This window comes from Burkholderia sp. 22PA0099, from assembly GCF_047497165.1.
Taxonomy (GTDB): Bacteria; Pseudomonadota; Gammaproteobacteria; order Burkholderiales; family Burkholderiaceae; genus Burkholderia.
In genome coordinates this window covers 71,194-86,971 of the sequence record NZ_CP163165.1, presented here as the reverse complement: position 1 = coordinate 86,971, position 15,778 = coordinate 71,194, and the positions used below count along the sequence as shown (strand labels likewise).

The window sequence follows — 15,778 nt, the reverse complement described above, 5'->3', positions numbered from 1 at the left end:
GGGCGGGGCGCGCCGATGCGGTTAAGCTCTCGGCTCGACTGATCGGCAATTCCGGAGTGTTTCACCATGACAGAGCCCACTTACCTGATCGGCATCGATGGCGGCGGCACCGGCACGCGCGCGGTGCTGGCCGATGCCCGCGGGCGCGAACTCGCGCGCGGCAGCGGCGGCCCGTCGGGGCTGGCGCTCGGCATCGAGGGGGCATGGCGCTCGATCGAGGCGGCCTGCGCGCAGGCGTTCGAGCAGGCCGGCCTGTCGCTGGACTGGGCGCGCTGCACGATGGGCTGCGGCCTGGCCGGCAGCAATCACGCGGCATGGCTCGCGGCTTTCCTGGCCAGCGCGCCGGTACCGGCGCTGGCGGTGGAGAACGATGCCTACACCACCGTGCTTGGCGCGCACGGCGGGGCGGCGGGCGTGATCGTCGCGCTCGGTACCGGCAGCGTGGCGGCCGCGATCGATGCGCAGGGCGCGTGCCGAATCGCGGGCGGCTACGGTTTCCCGTCGGGCGACGAAGCCAGCGGCGCCTGGTTCGGGCTGCGTGCGCTCGCGCAGGCGCAGCAGGCGCTCGACGGTCGCGCGCCGCGCGATGCGTTGGCCGAGGCGCTGATCGGCCTCACTGGCGCGACCGACCGCGACAGCCTGGTGGTCTGGTCCTGCGCCGCCAACCAGACGGCCTACGCCACGCTCGCGCCGGCCGTATTCGCGCACCGCGCGCATCCGCTTGCCGAACGCCTGATTGCCGAGGCGGGCGAGGCGATCGGCCGCATGATTGATGCGCTTGATCCTGATCAATCTTTGCCGGTTGCGCTGTGCGGCGGGCTGGCCGGTCAACTCGAAGCGGCCGTGCCGGCTGCGCACCGGGCCCGGTTGCGCGCGCCGCTGGCCGATTCCGCGCACGGCGCGTTGCAACTGGCGCAACGCGAAGCCGCGCGCCGCGCCGGGGGGCGCTGAGGTGGGCGATGACCGGCCCGGCAGGCAGGCTGCGGCGGCGCTGCTGCAGCGCGACGTGTGGGCGCGGCAGCGTAAAATGCCAGCTTTCCGCGCCCAGCCCACCCCCGCCATGTACAAAGTCATCTGCACCGATCTCGACGGCACGCTGCTCAACCGCGACCACCAGCTCGATCCGTACACGGTCGAGACGGTCCAGCGGCTGGCGTCCGACGGCGTGCCGTTCATCATCGCGACGGGGCGCCATCATGCCGACGTGGCCGGCATTCGCGACGTGCTCGGCATCCGGCCGTACCTGATCACGTCGAACGGTGCGCGCGTGCACGCACCCGACGACACGCCGCTCCACGCGCGCGACATCGCGCCGGAAATGGTGCGTGAGCTGGTGCGTCCCGAAGTGGTCGGCCAGCATGGCCGCGTGATCGTGAACCTGTTCACCGACAAAAGCTGGCTGATCGACCGCGAAGCGCCGGATCTGCTCGAGTTCCATCAGGATTCGGGCTTCGTCTACCGTGTCACCGATCTGCTGGCGCACGACGGCACCGATGTCGCCAAGGTGCTCTATATCGGCGAGCCGCAGGATCTGGCGGCAGTGGCCGCCAATCTGAAGAACCGCTTCGGCGAAGCGTTGTACGTCACCTATTCGCTGCCCGATTGCCTGGAAGTGATGACGGCCGGCGTCTCGAAGGGCCGCGCGCTGCGTGTCGTGCTGGAGCGGCTTGGCCTCGATCGCGCGCACTGCGTGGCGTTCGGCGACAACATGAACGATATCGACCTGCTGGAAACGGCCGGCTTCCCGTTCATGATGAACAATGCCAATCCGGACCTGATGCTGCGCCTGCCCGAGGTGCCGCGCATCGGCAGCAACGCCGAAGCCGGGGTGGCCCGGCATCTGCGCAGCCTGTTCGAACTCGACGCCGGGGCCGGCATCGCGCGCTGAGGGGGCGCCGGCCCGGAACCCGTCGGCCGGCCATTCACACTCGGGGGCCATCGCGCTCGCTGATAAAACAATGCGCCGGAGTACCGGTTCGAGAAAATAGACCGAATGGCGTTTCTGATTCGGCAGTGCCGGTGCCGGGCGTTTCTCCATTGCCGTGCATGCACCATTCGGCTAGCCGCCAGCCTTTTGCCGGCGTGGCTTGGCGCGATTGCACAACACCTCTCGCACGTTAACTTTCCGACACCTTTTCGTCACGATTCGAGTCAAAAAGGGCGTTAATTTTGTCACCGTGATGGGACGTAACGCGATGCAATTGACGCATCCTGTTTCGTTAAGGATTATGGGGAAAGCCAGAGCGTGTCGAAGCGTCAAGGATTGTTAAATCCAAGATGGATCCGGTACGAATTTCTTTAGAATTAACTCGGTGTCCAAATAGAGTGGGTCCGCTATAAATTCTTTTCGTAAGCATTCGTTTTGATTGAATTCCGGTGCAGTGCCGATTGCGAAAAGCGGGAATAGTGATTAGGCTCCGATGGCCTGGCGAATCGTGAATAGGGAGTAAACATGTCTCAATACGCAAAACTCAAGGCGCAGATCGCTGACCTTCAAGCGCAAGCCGATGACGTTCGCCGTCAGGAAGTGGAGGCCGTGATAGCCGATGTGCAACGCAAGATCGCCGAATATGGCCTGACCGCGCAGGATCTCGGTTTTGCCGAGAAAGCCCGGCGCGGCCGTCCGCCGAAAAAGGCGCCGCTGCCGCCCAAGTATCGGGATCCGAAGTCGGGTGCCAGTTGGAGCGGCCGGGGCAAGCCGCCGAATTGGATCGTCGGTAAAAATCGCGAGCGCTTTCTCGTCGAGTAAGCCGCCGCGTTGTGTTACCGGAAATAAAAAAGCCGCATCGTCGATGCGGCTTTCTTTTTTTGATTCGAATTTCGGGCCGCTTGGCCCGAATGCCGATCAGCTTGCGGCCAGTCGCGTCAAATGCGGTTGACTTGCGGTGGCGCCCAGCTTTTCGTAAATCTCCACGTATTGGCGCGCCATTGTCTTCGAGCTGAAGCGGGTTTCGAAACGTTCGCGAATCGCGGTGCGCGAGAGCGTATCGATTTTCTGCAGTGCGCCCACCGCGCTGTGTTCATCCTCGACGATGAAGCCGGTCAGGCCGTCTTCGATCACTTCCGGCACCGAGCCGCGGTTGAACGCGATCACCGGCGTGCCGCACGCCATCGATTCGATCATCACCAGGCCGAACGGCTCCGGCCAGTCGATCGGGAACAGCAGCGCCTTGGCGCCCGACAGGAACGCCGGCTTCTGCGCTTCGTTGATCTCGCCGATGAATTCGACATCGGCCGATGCCAGCAGCGGCTCGATCTCGGTCTTGAAGTATTCCTCGTCGACCTTGTCGACCTTGGCCGCGATCTTCAGCGGCAGGCCGCTCTTGGCCGCAATGCGGATGGCCGTATCGACGCGCTTTTCCGGGCAGATACGGCCCAGGAAGGCCAGATATTCGGGCTTGCGGTCGGTGTGCGGCGTGAGCAGCGTGTCGGGCAGGCCGTGATAGACCGTGCCGGCCCAGCCGGCTTGCGGCAGCGGCACGCGCTGCGAGTTCGAGATCGACACCACCGGCGCATTCGGGAACGCATTGAACACCGGCTGCAGCTCGGGCAGGTCGAGACGGCCGTGCAGCGTGGTCACGTAAGGCACGTCGAGGCGCGAGAGCAGCGGGAACGGCAGATAGTCGAGGTGCAGGTGAAGCACGTCGAAATCCTGGGCGACGCGAGCGATCTGCTCGAGCAGGCGCATGTGCGGCGCCATCGAATCGCGGATCGACGGGTCGAGACGCAACGCGCGCGGCCACGACGCTTCGAGCTTCGCCGACGTGACGGAATCGCCGCTTGCAAACAGCGTGACGTCGTGGCCGAGTTCGACCAGCGCTTCCGTGAGGTAAGACACGACACGTTCGGTGCCGCCGTAAAGTTTCGGCGGGACGGCTTCGTAGAGCGGGGCAACTTGTGCGATGCGCATGAGTGGTTCTCCTGGGCGTAGGGTGGCCGGGCCTGCCGGAAGGTCGCGCCCATGCAGGGCGTCGCCGGCGGCAGACGATGGGGCGGCGCTGACGAAAATCTTTTGACCGCCGGCCGACCGTTCGACTCTATTATCGGGATGGCTCGCGGCGAATCGAGCGAATTTTCAAACGCTTAACCCTTGTTACAGGCTGAAATAGGGAGTTTACCGGGTTGCCGCCACGGGGACCTCGCCGCGATCGGAAGGTTCTTTCCTACCCTTACCTACCGATTGTTACAGCCGTAGAAATAGTTCTATAATTTGCCAAAAAAACTCTGATCGGTCGCCCTATATCCCTTACTGATCAACGGTTTACGCGATTTTTTCATCTCCGGTAATTCTCTGACACTGTCGGAAAAATTCCTACACGGTTTACAGAGAAATCCTGCGTTGTAGATTCGTCTTCGCTGATACCGGCGCAAAATCCGATTGGCCACAATGCCGTAAGAATATAAACGCCGGTTGCCGACCCATGGAGGGCGAGCGATCGAGGCAAACGTTTTCAAAGCAGATGGCCAAGATTTCTTACGGGGGAATCATGAGCGCGACCAGTGAAATGCTCGCCGAGATCAAGGAAGTGAACCTGTCGTACCTGTTGCTGGCGCAGCGTCTGCTGCGTGAGGACAAGGCTATGGGCATGTTCCGCATGGGTATCTCGGAAGATCTCGCGGAAGTCCTCGCGAACCTGACACTCGCACAAACGGTCAAGCTGGCCGCATCGAACCAGATGCTCTGCCGCTTCCGTTTCGACGATCATGCGTTGCTGTCCTCGCTTGCCGACAAGGGCCGAAGCACGGCCGTCGCGCAGGCACACACGGCCATCCTGATGGCCGGCCAGCCCGTCGAAAGCCTCCGATAATTTTTTTCCCAGAACACTGGCAGCCGTGGCCCGGTACGCGTTCGCGCGTCCGGTGAGCGCGAGCGCCGACTCATTCCCGGAAAATCCGGAGGCTAGCAATGGCGACGAAGAGCGTGGTGCTCGAGGTCAAGGAAATCACCTTGGCGATCGAGCTGATCGAGCTGGGTGCACGACTGCAACTGCTCGAGGCCGAGACCAACCTGTCTCGCGACCGGTTGATCAAGCTGTACAAGGAACTGAAGGGCGTCTCCCCGCCGAAGGGCATGCTGCCGTTCTCGACCGACTGGTTCATGACCTGGCAGCCGAATATCCATTCGTCGCTGTTCTATAACATCTACCGTTTCATGCAGGCTCACGGCGGCTGCGATTCGATCCAGTCGATCGTCAAGAGCTACCGGCTCTACCTGGAACACGTCGGGCTGTCCGACGACGAAGCGGCGCTGAGCCTCACGCGCGCCTGGACGCTGGTGCGTTTCTTCGATTCGGGGATGCTCCAGATGACGCCTTGCACGCGCTGCGGCGGTCAATTCGTCGCCCATGCCCACGATCCGCAGCACGGCTTCGTGTGCGGCCTGTGCCAGCCGCCGTCGCGCGCCGGCAAGACCCGCAAGGCCGCGGCGAAAGCGGAGACACGCCTGGCCGAGCTGCCGGTGCCGGCCGCCGCCTGAGCGGCTGACCGGGCAGCCGCCCGGTGCGCGCCCGCACGGCCGGTTCGGCACGAAATTCCCGGCGCGAGCCGATCGATCGACACGACCCCATGACAGGACCGGCGCCGCATCGCGATGGCCGGCGACGGGCGCCTGGCGGCCCGCCGCGCGGCCGTCCGGCAGCCGGCTCGCCGGCCGGCGCCGATATCGGGTTAGCCCCCGCCCGGGACGGTGAAAGTTTTCGCCCCATCTGCCGTAAACCACTTAACGGCGGCCTTCCCGCCGGCCACTCGTGAGGGACAGGCTGTGCTGATTATCGTGGGAACTCTCGTGACGTTGTTGTCCGTGTTCGGCGGCTACGCGCTCGCGGGCGGCCACCTGGGCGCCCTGGTTCAGCCGCTCGAAATCCTGATGATCGTGGGCGCCGGCGTGGGCGCGTTCATCCTCGGCAACGGCGTGAAGATGATCAAGTCGACGCTGCGCGCGTTGCCGAGCCTGTTCAAGGGCTCGAAGTACACCAAAGAGCTGTACATGGAATTGATGGGGCTGCTCTACGTGCTGCTCGCCAAGGCGCGCAAGGAAGGCACGCTGACGCTCGAGGCCGACATCGACGACCCCGAGAAGAGCCCGATCTTCACCCAATACCCGAAGATCCTCGCCGACAAGCACATGGTCGAGTTCCTGACCGACTACCTGCGCCTGATGGTTGGCGGCAACATGAACGCGTTCGAGATCGAAAGCCTGATGGACGAGGAAATCGAGACGCACCACGTGGAAGTGGAAGGCCCCGCGCATGCGCTGAACCGCGTCGGCGACGCGATGCCGGCGTTCGGGATCGTGGCGGCCGTGATGGGCGTGGTGCACACCATGGCCTCGGCCGACAAGCCGCCCGCGGTGCTCGGCGCGATGATCGCGCAGGCGCTGGTCGGCACGTTCCTCGGGATTCTGCTGTCGTACGGCCTGATCGGCCCGCTCGCGAGCCTGGCCGAGCAACGCGCGGCCGAATCCACCAAGCTGTTCCAGTGCATCAAGGTGACGATCCTCGCGAGCCTGAACGGCTATGCGCCGGCGATCGCCGTGGAATTTGGCCGCAAGGTGCTCTTCTCGACCGAACGCCCGTCGTTCGCCGAGCTGGAAGAGCACGTGCGCCGTGTGAAGGCGAAGTAAGCGGAGCGGCCGGGCGATGAGCAAGGGCAAGGATCGAGCGATCGTCGTCAAGCGGGTCGCGCCGGCGAAGAAGGGCCACCACGGTGGCGCCTGGAAGCTCGCCTATGCGGACTTCATGACCGCGATGATGGCGTTCTTCCTGCTGATGTGGCTGCTGTCGGCGGCCACGCCGGTGCAGCTCAAGGGCATCGCCGACTATTTCAATACCCCGCTGAAGGCCGCGATTTTCGGCTCCGGCGATCGCAGCTCGCAGGATTCGAGCATCGTCAACGGCGGCGGCGCGGACATCACGCGCAGCGACTCGGGCACCACGCGCCGTACCGACGGCACCTCGGCGCTGGCCAACCGGCTCGCGCAGAGCGGCCGCGAGGACGAGCACAACACCGAACAGACCGCCGGCGCGCAGGACCGTCTCGAACAGGTGCGCCTGCACGACCTGCAGATCAAGCTGATGGCCGCGATCGAGGCCAACCCCGTGCTGCGTCAGTTCAAGCAGCAGATCCGCATCGATTCGACCATGACGGGCTTGCGCATCGAGATCGTCGATACCCAGAAGCGGCCGATGTTCGCGCTGTCGAGCGACGCGGTCGAACCGTACATGCGCGACATCCTGCGCGAGATCGGCAAGACGCTGAACGACGTGCCGAACCGCATCGTGATGCAGGGCCACACCGACGCCATTCCGTACTCGGGCGGCGAGAAGGGCTACAGCAACTGGGAACTGTCGGCCGACCGCGCGAACGCGTCGCGCCGCGAACTGGTGTCGGGCGGGATGGACGAGGCGAAAGTGCTGCGCGTGACCGGCCTGGCCTCCACGCAGAACCTCAACAAGGCTGATCCGCTCGATCCGGAAAACCGCCGGATCAGCATCCTGGTGCTGAACCACAAGTCGGAAATGGCGCTGATGCGCGACGACTCGACCGCCACCACGCTGTCGAACGACGCCGCGGGCTCGCAGGCGCTGGCCCAGCAGATCGCGGGCGGTGCCGGCAAGCCGGCCACGGCGGCGCCGGGCACGGCCGTGGCGCCGGTGGCCGGCAAGCCGGCGGTCGCCCCGGCGGCGCCGATCGCGCCGCTGGCCCCGGCGACCGGCAGCGCCCACTAATGTGAACCGGAACCGAACGACATGATCCGCTCCATTCTCGCCATCGACGACTCCGCGACCATGCGCGCGCTGCTCCAGGCGACGCTCGCCGACGCGGGCTACGACGTGCACGTGGCCGCCGACGGCGAGATCGCGCTCGAACTCGCGGCGGCGATCGCCTTCGACCTGGTCGTGACCGATCACCACATGCCGGGCAAGAACGGCCTCGACGTGATTCGCACGCTGCGCGCGCGCGGCACCTACGCGGACACGCCGATCCTGGTGCTGACGACCGAAAGCAGCGACGAATTCAAGTCGTCGGTGCGCGAGGCGGGGGCGACCGGCTGGATCGAAAAGCCGTTGGACCCCGACACCCTGCTGGACCTGGTGGCCGCGTTGGCGGCGCCGAGCCACCCGTAGTCGCGCGAGCGCACCGCGACCGAACCCCATAAGACGCCAACCGACGACACCGACGTGGATCCGGCATGACTCTCGATATCACCCAGTTCTATCAGACGTTTTTCGACGAGGCCGACGAGCTGCTCGCGCAGATGGAGCAGTTGCTGCTCGGTCTCGACGCAGGCTCGCCGGACCCCGAGGATCTGGCCGCGATCTTCCGCGCCGCGCATTCGATCAAGGGGGGCGCGGCCACCTTCGGTTTCGCGGCGCTGACCGACACCACCCACATCCTCGAATCGCTGCTCGACCGCGCGCGTAATCACGAGATCACGCTGACGATGCCGATGATCGACGCGTTCCTCGAAACCAAGGACGTGCTGTCGGATCAGCTGGCCGACTATCGCGCGAGCGCCGAGCCCGATGCGGCGGCCGCCGCGGCGATCTGCGCCAAGCTCGAAACGCTGCAGCGGGAAGCGCTCGGTCAAGCTGCGGCTCCGGCTGCTGCGGCTCCCAAGGCGGCACCGGCCGCCGCCGCACCGGCTGCCGAGGAAGACGAATCCGAAGCCGATCTCGAACTCGCGTTCGCGGCGGCCGCCGCCGAATTCAGCGCGACGGCCGGCAACGGCGCGCCCGATCACGTCATCGCGCAGGCGGTGGAAGCGGCCCATCCGGGCAGCGCCCCGGCCGCCGCCGGCGAGAGCGGCCCGCATCTGCGCATCACGCTGCGCGGCGTCGGCGCCAAGGATCGCGACCTGCTGGTCGAGGAACTCGGCAACCTGGGCCGCATCGTCGGCCGCAGCGAAGCGGGCGAGGACGTCACGCTCTGGCTGGACAGCGACGTGCCGTCCGACGACATCGTCGCCGTGCTGTGCTTCGTGATCGACGACAGCCAGATCTCGATCGGCCACGGCACCGCGCCGGGCGACGGCGCCGCGAGTGCGCCGGCCACGCTCGAAGCGGCTCCGGCGCCCGCGCCCGCCGCACCGGTGGCTGCCGCGCCGGCCGCCGCGCCCGCACCGGCTCCGGCCACTGCACCCGTTGCCGCTGCGCCGGCGCCGGTCGCCCCCGCGCCGGCCGCAGCCGCACCGGCCGCCGCCCCGGCCGACGGCGACGCCAAGGCCGCGCACGGCGAGGACCGCCGCGCCCGCTCGCATGCGCCGGCGAACGCCGAAGGCAGCTCGATTCGCGTCGGCGTCGAAAAGGTCGACCAGCTGATCAACCTGGTCGGCGAGCTCGTGATCACGCAGGCGATGCTGGCCGAAACCACCAGCGCGTTCGATCCGGCCCTGCACGACCGCCTCTACAACGGCATGGCGCAGCTCGAACGCAACGCGCGCGACCTGCAGGAAGCGGTGATGTCGATCCGCATGATGCCGATGGATTACGTGTTCAGCCGCTTCCCGCGCCTGGTGCGCGACCTGGCCACCAAGCTCGGCAAGGAAGTGGAACTGGTCACGTTCGGTCAGGCCACCGAACTCGACAAGAGCCTGATCGAACGGATCATCGATCCGCTGACCCACCTGGTGCGCAACAGCCTCGACCACGGCATCGAAACGGTCGAGAAGCGCCGGGCGTCGGGCAAGGATGCGGTCGGCCAACTGGTGCTGTCGGCCGCGCATCACGGCGGCAACATCGTGATCGAGGTCAGCGACGACGGCGCCGGCCTGAACCGCGAACGGATTCTCGCCAAGGCGGCCCAGCAGGGCATTCCGGTGGCGGACAACATCAGCGACGACGAAGTCTGGAACCTGATCTTCGCGCCGGGCTTCTCGACCGCCGAGACGATCACCGACGTGTCGGGCCGCGGCGTCGGCATGGACGTGGTCAAGCGCAACATCCAGTCGATGGGCGGCCACGTCGAGATTCAGTCGTTCGCGGGCCGCGGCACCACCACCCGGATCGTGCTGCCGCTGACGCTGGCGATCCTCGACGGCATGTCGGTGAAGGTCGGCAACGAGATCTTCATCCTGCCGCTGAACTTCGTGATGGAGTCGCTGCAACCGGCCGCCGCCGACATCTACACGGTCGGCAACGGCGAACGCGTGGTGCGCGTGCGCGGCGAATACCTGCCGCTGGTCGCGCTGCACGAGGTGTTCTCGGTGGAGGATGCGCGTACCGATCCGACCCAGGGCATCGTCACGATCATGGAAACCGAGGGCCGCCGCTTCGCGATGCTGATCGACGAACTGGTGGGCCAGCAGCAGGTGGTCGTGAAGAACCTCGAAACGAATTACCGCAAGGTTCATGGCATTTCGGCCGCAACGATCCTCGGCGACGGCAGCGTCGCCCTGATCGTGGACGTGGCCGCCCTCAACCGCGATGCCCGCGCCGCGCATGGCGCGGGGGCGCTCGCGACTTTCTAACCGCTACGCGGCTTGCCCGCACTGGAGGACAACGTGTCCGAAGTCCAATCGATCCAACAGGCGGCCGCGCTCGCGGGCGCCAACCGGCGCGACGCCGCGCATGCCGACGCAGCCGGCCAGGAATTCCTGGTATTCACGCTCGGCGACGAGGAATACGGCATCGACATCCTGAAGGTTCAGGAAATTCGCGGCTACGACAGCGTCACGCGCATCGCGAACGCGCCCGAGTTCATCAAGGGCGTGATCAACCTGCGCGGCATCATCGTGCCGATCGTCGACATGCGCATCAAGTTCCATCTCGGCCGCATCGACTACGACCATCAGACGGTGGTGATCATCCTGAACGTCGCGCATCGCGTGGTCGGGATGGTGGTGGACGGCGTGTCCGACGTGCTGACGCTGACCTCCGACCAGATCATGCCGGCGCCGGAATTCGGCGCGACGCTGACCACCGAGTACCTGACGGGCCTCGGCAGCGTGGACGGCCGGATGCTGATCCTGATGGATATCGAAAAGTTGATGACCAGCCGCGAAATGGCCCTCATCGACCAATTCGGCGTGTAATCGCCAACCCGACTTCTCACGGGGAGAGTCACGATGTTGCACAACTGGTCGATCCGCACGACGCTAACCGCGATCGGATTGTCGTTCGTATTGCTTACCGCCGTGGTCGGCGGCCTGGGCCTCGTGGCGCTGAACCAGACGGGCAGCGCGCTCGACGAAATCGTCGGTGGCGATATCCCCGCCATCCGGGCGCTGACCAACGGCTCGTCGTATCTGCTGCGCACGCGCGTCTCGCTCGACCGGGTACGCTCGCTGACCGAATCGGGCAAGACCGAAGACGCGCAAAGCGCCATCGCCCGCACCCAGCAGCTCTACGATCTGGCCGTGCAGAGCTGGCAGTCGTTCCAGGCGCTGCCGAAAACCGGCGTCGACAGCGCGCAGCTCGATGAAGTGTCGGCGCGCCGCGATACGCTCAAGACGGCGCTCGACGCCGAGATCGCCGCGGTCAAGGGCGGCGACATGGCCGCCTACCACGCGATCGCGGATACGCAGATCAGCCCGATGTTCGTGGCCTACGACAACGCGGCCACGGCCGTGGTGGCCGCGCTCGACAAGCGCGTCGCCGCGCATCACGATCGCACCGAAGCGCAGATCTCGCTGATGCTGACCTGCATCGCGGTGGGCATCGGCCTGTCGGTGCTGCTGATCGTGCTGGTGCGCTTCATGCTGCGCGGCCTGATCGTCGGCCCGCTCGAAGAAGCCATCGGCAAGTTCGAGAAGATCGCCGCGGGCGATCTGTCCGAGCGCGTGCAGCGTCAGGGCAGCAACGAGATCGGGCGTCTGTTCGGCGGCATCGGCCACATGCAGGAAGCGATGACGTCGATGGTGAAATCCGTGCATCGCGGCACCGAGTCGATCGATGTCGGCGCGCACGAGATCGCCAGCGGCAACGTCGATCTGTCGCAGCGCACCGAGCAGCAGGCCGCGTCGTTGCAGGAAACCGCCTCGAGCATGGAGCAACTGACGGGCACCGTGCGCCAGAACGCCGAGAACGCGCGCCAGGCGAGCCAGTTGGCCGTCAACGCGTCGGACATCGCGACGCGCGGCGGCGAGGTGGTCAGCGAGGTGGTGTCCACCATGCAGGCGATCTCGGTCAGCTCGAACAAGGTGGTCGACATCATCGGCACCATCGAAGGCATCGCGTTCCAGACCAACATCCTGGCGCTGAACGCGGCGGTGGAAGCGGCGCGGGCCGGCGAGCAGGGCCGCGGCTTCGCGGTGGTGGCCGGCGAAGTGCGCTCGCTCGCGCAGCGCAGCGCCACGGCCGCGCGCGAAATCAAGCAGTTGATCGGCGATTCGGCCGACAACGTGCGCAACGGCTCGGAGCTGGTCGAGCGCGCGGGCGCGACGATGGCCGAGATCGTGCAGGCGGTGCGCCGCGTGACCGACATCATCGGCGAGATCAGCGCCGCGTCGCACGAGCAATCGACCGGCATCGAGCAGATCAACCGCGCGGTCGGCCAGATGGACGCCGTCACGCAGCAGAATGCCGCGCTGGTCGAGCAGGCCGCCGCGGCTGCCGCTTCGCTTGAAGATCAGACCCGCCAGTTGAAGGCGGTCGTGTCGGGCTGGCGCGTGGAGGGCGGCGTCGCGGCACTGACGCTGGCCGTGGCCGAACCGGCGCGCCGTCCGCAAGCGGCGGCGCTGCCCGCGCCGAAGCCGGCGGCCAAGCCGGCCGCCAAGCCGGCCGCGTTGCCGTCGCCTGCGGCCGAACCGGCCAAGGAACACGCCAGCGCGGCATCGGCACCGGCGTCGTCGGCTGCCAAGCCGCCGCGCCGTCCGGCTGCCGCCGTGGCCACGCCGCGCGCCGGCAGCGCCTCGGCCGCGCCGGCCGCCGCCAAGGCGGGTTATGCACCGCGCGTCGCGAAAGCGGCCGCAACCGAGAACGGCGGCGCGCTGAAGCGCCCGGCGTTGTCGGGCGAGTCGAAGCCGGCCGCCGTGGCAGCCGGTTCCGACGACGATTGGGAAACCTTCTGATCCCGGCCCAGCCATGAACGCCCGCCCTGCGTCCCGTCTCGATCTGCCTGCCGCGCTGCCGCCGCGCGTGTCGGAGGCCGGCCGCGATTTCGCCTTCACCAGCGAGGATTTCGCGCGGATTCGCGCGCTGATCCATCGCCGGGCCGGCATTTCGCTGTCCGAGCACAAGCGCGACATGGCCTACAGCCGCCTGGCGCGCCGCTTGCGCGCGCTCGGCCTCGACAGTTTTCGCGATTACCTCGACCAGCTCGAACGCAACAACGATCCGGCCGAGTGGGAAGCGTTCACCAATTCGCTGACCACCAACCTGACCGCGTTCTTCCGCGAGGCGCATCACTTCCCGATCCTGGCCGAGTTCGCCAAGACGCGGCAGTCGCCCGTCACTGTCTGGTGCTCGGCCGCCTCGACCGGCGAGGAGCCGTATTCGCTGGCGATCACGCTGCTCGAAGCGCTCGGCCCGTCGGCCTCGCGCTCGGCCACGATCCTGGCAACCGATCTGGATACCCAGGTGCTCGAAAAGGCGCGCGCGGGCATCTACACGTTCGACCAGGTCAAGCACCTGTCGCAGGAACGGCTGCGGCGCTTCTTCCTGAAGGGCACCGGCCCGCAGGCGGGGCGCGTGAAGGTGCGGCCCGAGCTGAAGCAGATGATCCGCTTCGAGCCGCTGAACCTGACCGACGCCGATTACGGCATCGGCCAGACGTTCGACGCGATCTTCTGCCGCAACGTGATGATCTACTTCGACAAGCCGACGCAGGGGCAGGTGCTGACCCGCTTCGAGCCGCTGCTGAAGCCGGGCGGCCTGCTGTTCGCCGGCCATTCGGAGAACTTCTCGTACGTGACGCAGGCGTTCCGGCTGCGCGGCCAGACTGTGTACGAGCGCACCCGCGATGCGTCGCCGGGCGCCGCGCCGCGCGCGCGGCCCAAGGCGGCCGGCGCGTCGGCCGGGGCCGGCGTGCCGAGCCTGGCCGGGGAGGACGCATGAGCGGCCTGCCGATCGCCACCAATCACTATCAGGACACGCATTTCGGCAAGCCCGGCGTGAAGCTGTTGCCGAACGAGTTCTTCACGACGCGCGACGACATGGTGCTGGTGACCGTGCTCGGCTCGTGCGTGGCCGCCTGCCTGCACGATCCGTTCATGGGGTTGGGCGGGATGAACCATTTCATGCTGCCCGACGACGGCGCCGACGCACGCGCGACGGCGTCCGATTCGATGCGCTACGGCGCCTACGCGATGGAAGTGCTGATCAACGAACTGATCAAGGCGGGCGGCAGGCGCGAGCGCTTCGAGGCGAAGGTGTTCGGCGGCGCGGCCGTGCTGGCCGGCATGACCACCATCAATATCGGCGATCGCAACGCCGATTTCGTGCGTCGCTACCTGGCGCTCGAGAAGATCCGCATCGTCGCCGAGGATTTGCAGGGCGTGCATCCACGCAAGGTCGCGTTCATGCCGCGCACCGGGCAGGCGATGGTCAAGAAATTGCGGCTGGCGGTGCCGGGCGTCGCGGAGCGCGAAGCCGCGCTCGCGCGCTCCGCCGCCGACGCCCGCGCCGCCCGCGCGCAGCGGGCACGCGCCCACGTCGAGCTGTTCGCCGCGCCGGCATCGCCGAAGCCGCGCATCGAGCTGTTCGGCTCGACCGCCCCGAGCGGAACAAAAAAGCAGGAGGCCTGAGCACCGTGCAGAAAATCAAGGTATTGTGCGTCGACGATTCGGCGCTGATCCGCAGCCTGATGACCGAAATCATCAACAGCCAGCCCGACATGTCGGTCTGTGCCACGGCGCCGGATCCGCTCGTCGCGCGCGATCTGATCAAGCAACACAACCCCGACGTGCTGACGCTCGACGTCGAAATGCCGCGCATGGACGGCCTCGATTTCCTCGAGCGCCTGATGCGGCTTCGTCCGATGCCGGTGGTGATGGTATCGTCGCTGACCGAACGCGGCTCCGAAATCACGCTGCGTGCACTCGAACTGGGCGCGGTGGATTTCGTCACCAAGCCGCGCGTCGGGATTCGCGACGGCATGCTCGATTACGCGGAGAAGCTGGCGGACAAGATCCGCGCCGCGGCGCGCGCCCGTGTGCGCCAGGCGGCGCCGGCCCGACCGGCGGCTGCGGCGGGGCAGGCGAACGCGCCGTTGATGAACAACCCGCTGGTCAGTACGGAAAAGCTGCTGATCGTCGGCGCGTCCACCGGCGGCACCGAGGCGATTCGCGAGCTGCTGGTGCCGCTGCCGCCCGATGCGCCGGCGGTGCTGATCGCGCAACACATGCCGCCCGGCTTCACGAAGTCGTTCGCGCAGCGCCTGAACACGCTGTGCCGGATCGCCGTCAAGGAAGCCGAGCATGGCGAGCGGGTGCTGCCGGGCCACGCGTATATCGCGCCGGGCCACGCACACTTGTTGCTCGCACGTAGTGGGGCGAACTATATTGCACACCTGTCGGACGAGCCGCCGGTCAACCGGCATCGTCCGTCGGTCGACGTGCTGTTCCGCTCGGCGGCGACGCACGCCGGCAAGAATGCGATCGGCGTGATCCTGACCGGCATGGGCCGCGATGGCGCGGCCGGTCTGCTGGAAATGAAACGCGCGGGCGCGCGCACCTTCGCGCAGGACGAGGCGAGCTGCGTGGTGTTCGGCATGCCGCGCGAGGCGATCGCGCTGGGTGGGGCCGACGAGGTGGTGCCGCTCTCGGAAATGAGCCGCCGCGTGCTGTCCGCAATGGGTGAGCGTACGCAACGTGTCTGACGTTGCGGCGAGAATACGGAAT

General features: G+C 66.7%; 15 protein-coding genes. 14 read left to right on the top strand and 1 reads right to left on the bottom strand.

Features of this window, described 5'->3' with window-relative positions; translation table 11 throughout:
• The first annotated feature begins 66 nt into the window (after nt 1-66).
• From AB4851_RS15650 to AB4851_RS15640, 3 genes are all read left to right on the top strand, one after another.
• On the top strand, nt 67-951 hold the full coding sequence (locus AB4851_RS15650; protein WP_414450572.1) for a BadF/BadG/BcrA/BcrD ATPase family protein: 885 nt from the start codon (nt 67-69) through the stop codon (nt 949-951).
• A 109-nt stretch (nt 952-1,060) separates the two neighbouring features.
• Nucleotides 1,061-1,888 carry a Cof-type HAD-IIB family hydrolase gene (locus AB4851_RS15645; protein WP_414450571.1) on the top strand — a complete coding sequence of 276 codons (828 nt, stop codon included), beginning with the start codon at nt 1,061-1,063 and terminating at the stop codon, nt 1,886-1,888.
• Nucleotides 1,889-2,452: 564 nt separating this feature from the next.
• Nucleotides 2,453-2,749: an H-NS histone family protein gene (locus AB4851_RS15640; protein ID WP_414443594.1), complete on the top strand. Its 297-nt coding sequence runs from the start codon at nt 2,453-2,455 to the stop codon at nt 2,747-2,749.
• Nucleotides 2,750-2,845: 96 nt separating this feature from the next.
• Here the strand turns inward: AB4851_RS15640 and AB4851_RS15635 are convergent, their stop codons facing one another.
• Nucleotides 2,846-3,910, bottom strand: a complete 1,065-nt coding sequence (locus tag AB4851_RS15635) for a glycosyltransferase family 4 protein (protein ID WP_414443595.1) — start codon at nt 3,908-3,910, stop codon at nt 2,846-2,848.
• A 577-nt stretch (nt 3,911-4,487) separates the two neighbouring features.
• Between AB4851_RS15635 and flhD the strand changes: the two genes are divergently transcribed.
• The 11 genes from flhD to AB4851_RS15580 all read left to right on the top strand — a co-directional run bounded on the left by flhD (nt 4,488) and on the right by AB4851_RS15580 (nt 15,756).
• Nucleotides 4,488-4,808, top strand: coding sequence for a flagellar transcriptional regulator FlhD (gene flhD, locus AB4851_RS15630; RefSeq protein WP_277396217.1), 321 nt, complete (start codon nt 4,488-4,490; stop codon nt 4,806-4,808).
• 98 nt (nt 4,809-4,906) lie between these two features.
• Nucleotides 4,907-5,476, top strand: a complete 570-nt coding sequence (gene flhC, locus AB4851_RS15625; RefSeq protein ID WP_414443596.1) for a flagellar transcriptional regulator FlhC — start codon at nt 4,907-4,909, stop codon at nt 5,474-5,476.
• A 285-nt stretch (nt 5,477-5,761) separates the two neighbouring features.
• Nucleotides 5,762-6,622, top strand: a complete 861-nt coding sequence (gene motA, locus AB4851_RS15620; protein ID WP_414443597.1) for a flagellar motor stator protein MotA — start codon at nt 5,762-5,764, stop codon at nt 6,620-6,622.
• Nucleotides 6,623-6,638: 16 nt separating this feature from the next.
• Nucleotides 6,639-7,727, top strand: a complete 1,089-nt coding sequence (gene motB / locus AB4851_RS15615) for a flagellar motor protein MotB (protein WP_414443598.1) — start codon at nt 6,639-6,641, stop codon at nt 7,725-7,727.
• 21 nt (nt 7,728-7,748) lie between these two features.
• A complete protein-coding gene (locus AB4851_RS15610) occupies nt 7,749-8,126 on the top strand; it encodes a response regulator (protein ID WP_414443599.1) in 378 nt (125 codons plus the stop codon).
• Between the two features lie 65 nt (nt 8,127-8,191).
• Complete coding sequence (cheA, locus tag AB4851_RS15605; RefSeq protein WP_414450570.1) at nt 8,192-10,468, top strand: chemotaxis protein CheA; 2,277 nt, start codon at nt 8,192-8,194, stop codon at nt 10,466-10,468.
• Nucleotides 10,469-10,501: 33 nt separating this feature from the next.
• Nucleotides 10,502-11,032, top strand: coding sequence for a chemotaxis protein CheW (gene cheW, locus AB4851_RS15600; RefSeq protein WP_414443601.1), 531 nt, complete (start codon nt 10,502-10,504; stop codon nt 11,030-11,032).
• Nucleotides 11,033-11,065: 33 nt separating this feature from the next.
• Nucleotides 11,066-13,009, top strand: a complete 1,944-nt coding sequence (locus AB4851_RS15595; RefSeq protein ID WP_414450569.1) for a methyl-accepting chemotaxis protein — start codon at nt 11,066-11,068, stop codon at nt 13,007-13,009.
• A 13-nt stretch (nt 13,010-13,022) separates the two neighbouring features.
• Nucleotides 13,023-13,994 carry a CheR family methyltransferase gene (locus AB4851_RS15590; protein ID WP_414443603.1) on the top strand — a complete coding sequence of 324 codons (972 nt, stop codon included), beginning with the start codon at nt 13,023-13,025 and terminating at the stop codon, nt 13,992-13,994.
• The gene (gene cheD / locus AB4851_RS15585) at nt 13,991-14,683 is read left to right on the top strand and encodes a chemoreceptor glutamine deamidase CheD (protein ID WP_414450568.1); all 693 of its coding nucleotides are present in this window, start codon (nt 13,991-13,993) and stop codon (nt 14,681-14,683) included. Before AB4851_RS15590 ends, cheD begins: the two co-directional genes overlap by 4 nt.
• A 5-nt stretch (nt 14,684-14,688) precedes the next feature.
• On the top strand, nt 14,689-15,756 hold the full coding sequence (locus AB4851_RS15580; RefSeq protein WP_414443605.1) for a protein-glutamate methylesterase/protein-glutamine glutaminase: 1,068 nt from the start codon (nt 14,689-14,691) through the stop codon (nt 15,754-15,756).
• Nucleotides 15,757-15,778: the final 22 nt, after the last annotated feature.

Bases quoted from the DNA above. Each gene is read 5' to 3' on its own strand.
- AB4851_RS15650 (WP_414450572.1), top strand. From the start codon at position 67: ATGACAGAGCCCACTTACCTGATCGGCATCGATGGCGGCGGCACCGGC.
- AB4851_RS15645 (WP_414450571.1), top strand. From the start codon at position 1,061: ATGTACAAAGTCATCTGCACCGATCTCGACGGCACGCTGCTCAACCGC.
- AB4851_RS15640 (WP_414443594.1), top strand. From the start codon at position 2,453: ATGTCTCAATACGCAAAACTCAAGGCGCAGATCGCTGACCTTCAAGCG.
- AB4851_RS15635 (WP_414443595.1), bottom strand. From the start codon at position 3,910: ATGCGCATCGCACAAGTTGCCCCGCTCTACGAAGCCGTCCCGCCGAAA.
- flhD (WP_277396217.1), top strand. From the start codon at position 4,488: ATGAGCGCGACCAGTGAAATGCTCGCCGAGATCAAGGAAGTGAACCTG.
- flhC (WP_414443596.1), top strand. From the start codon at position 4,907: ATGGCGACGAAGAGCGTGGTGCTCGAGGTCAAGGAAATCACCTTGGCG.
- motB (WP_414443598.1), top strand. From the start codon at position 6,639: ATGAGCAAGGGCAAGGATCGAGCGATCGTCGTCAAGCGGGTCGCGCCG.
- AB4851_RS15610 (WP_414443599.1), top strand. From the start codon at position 7,749: ATGATCCGCTCCATTCTCGCCATCGACGACTCCGCGACCATGCGCGCG.
- cheA (WP_414450570.1), top strand. From the start codon at position 8,192: ATGACTCTCGATATCACCCAGTTCTATCAGACGTTTTTCGACGAGGCC.
- AB4851_RS15595 (WP_414450569.1), top strand. From the start codon at position 11,066: ATGTTGCACAACTGGTCGATCCGCACGACGCTAACCGCGATCGGATTG.
- AB4851_RS15590 (WP_414443603.1), top strand. From the start codon at position 13,023: ATGAACGCCCGCCCTGCGTCCCGTCTCGATCTGCCTGCCGCGCTGCCG.
- cheD (WP_414450568.1), top strand. From the start codon at position 13,991: ATGAGCGGCCTGCCGATCGCCACCAATCACTATCAGGACACGCATTTC.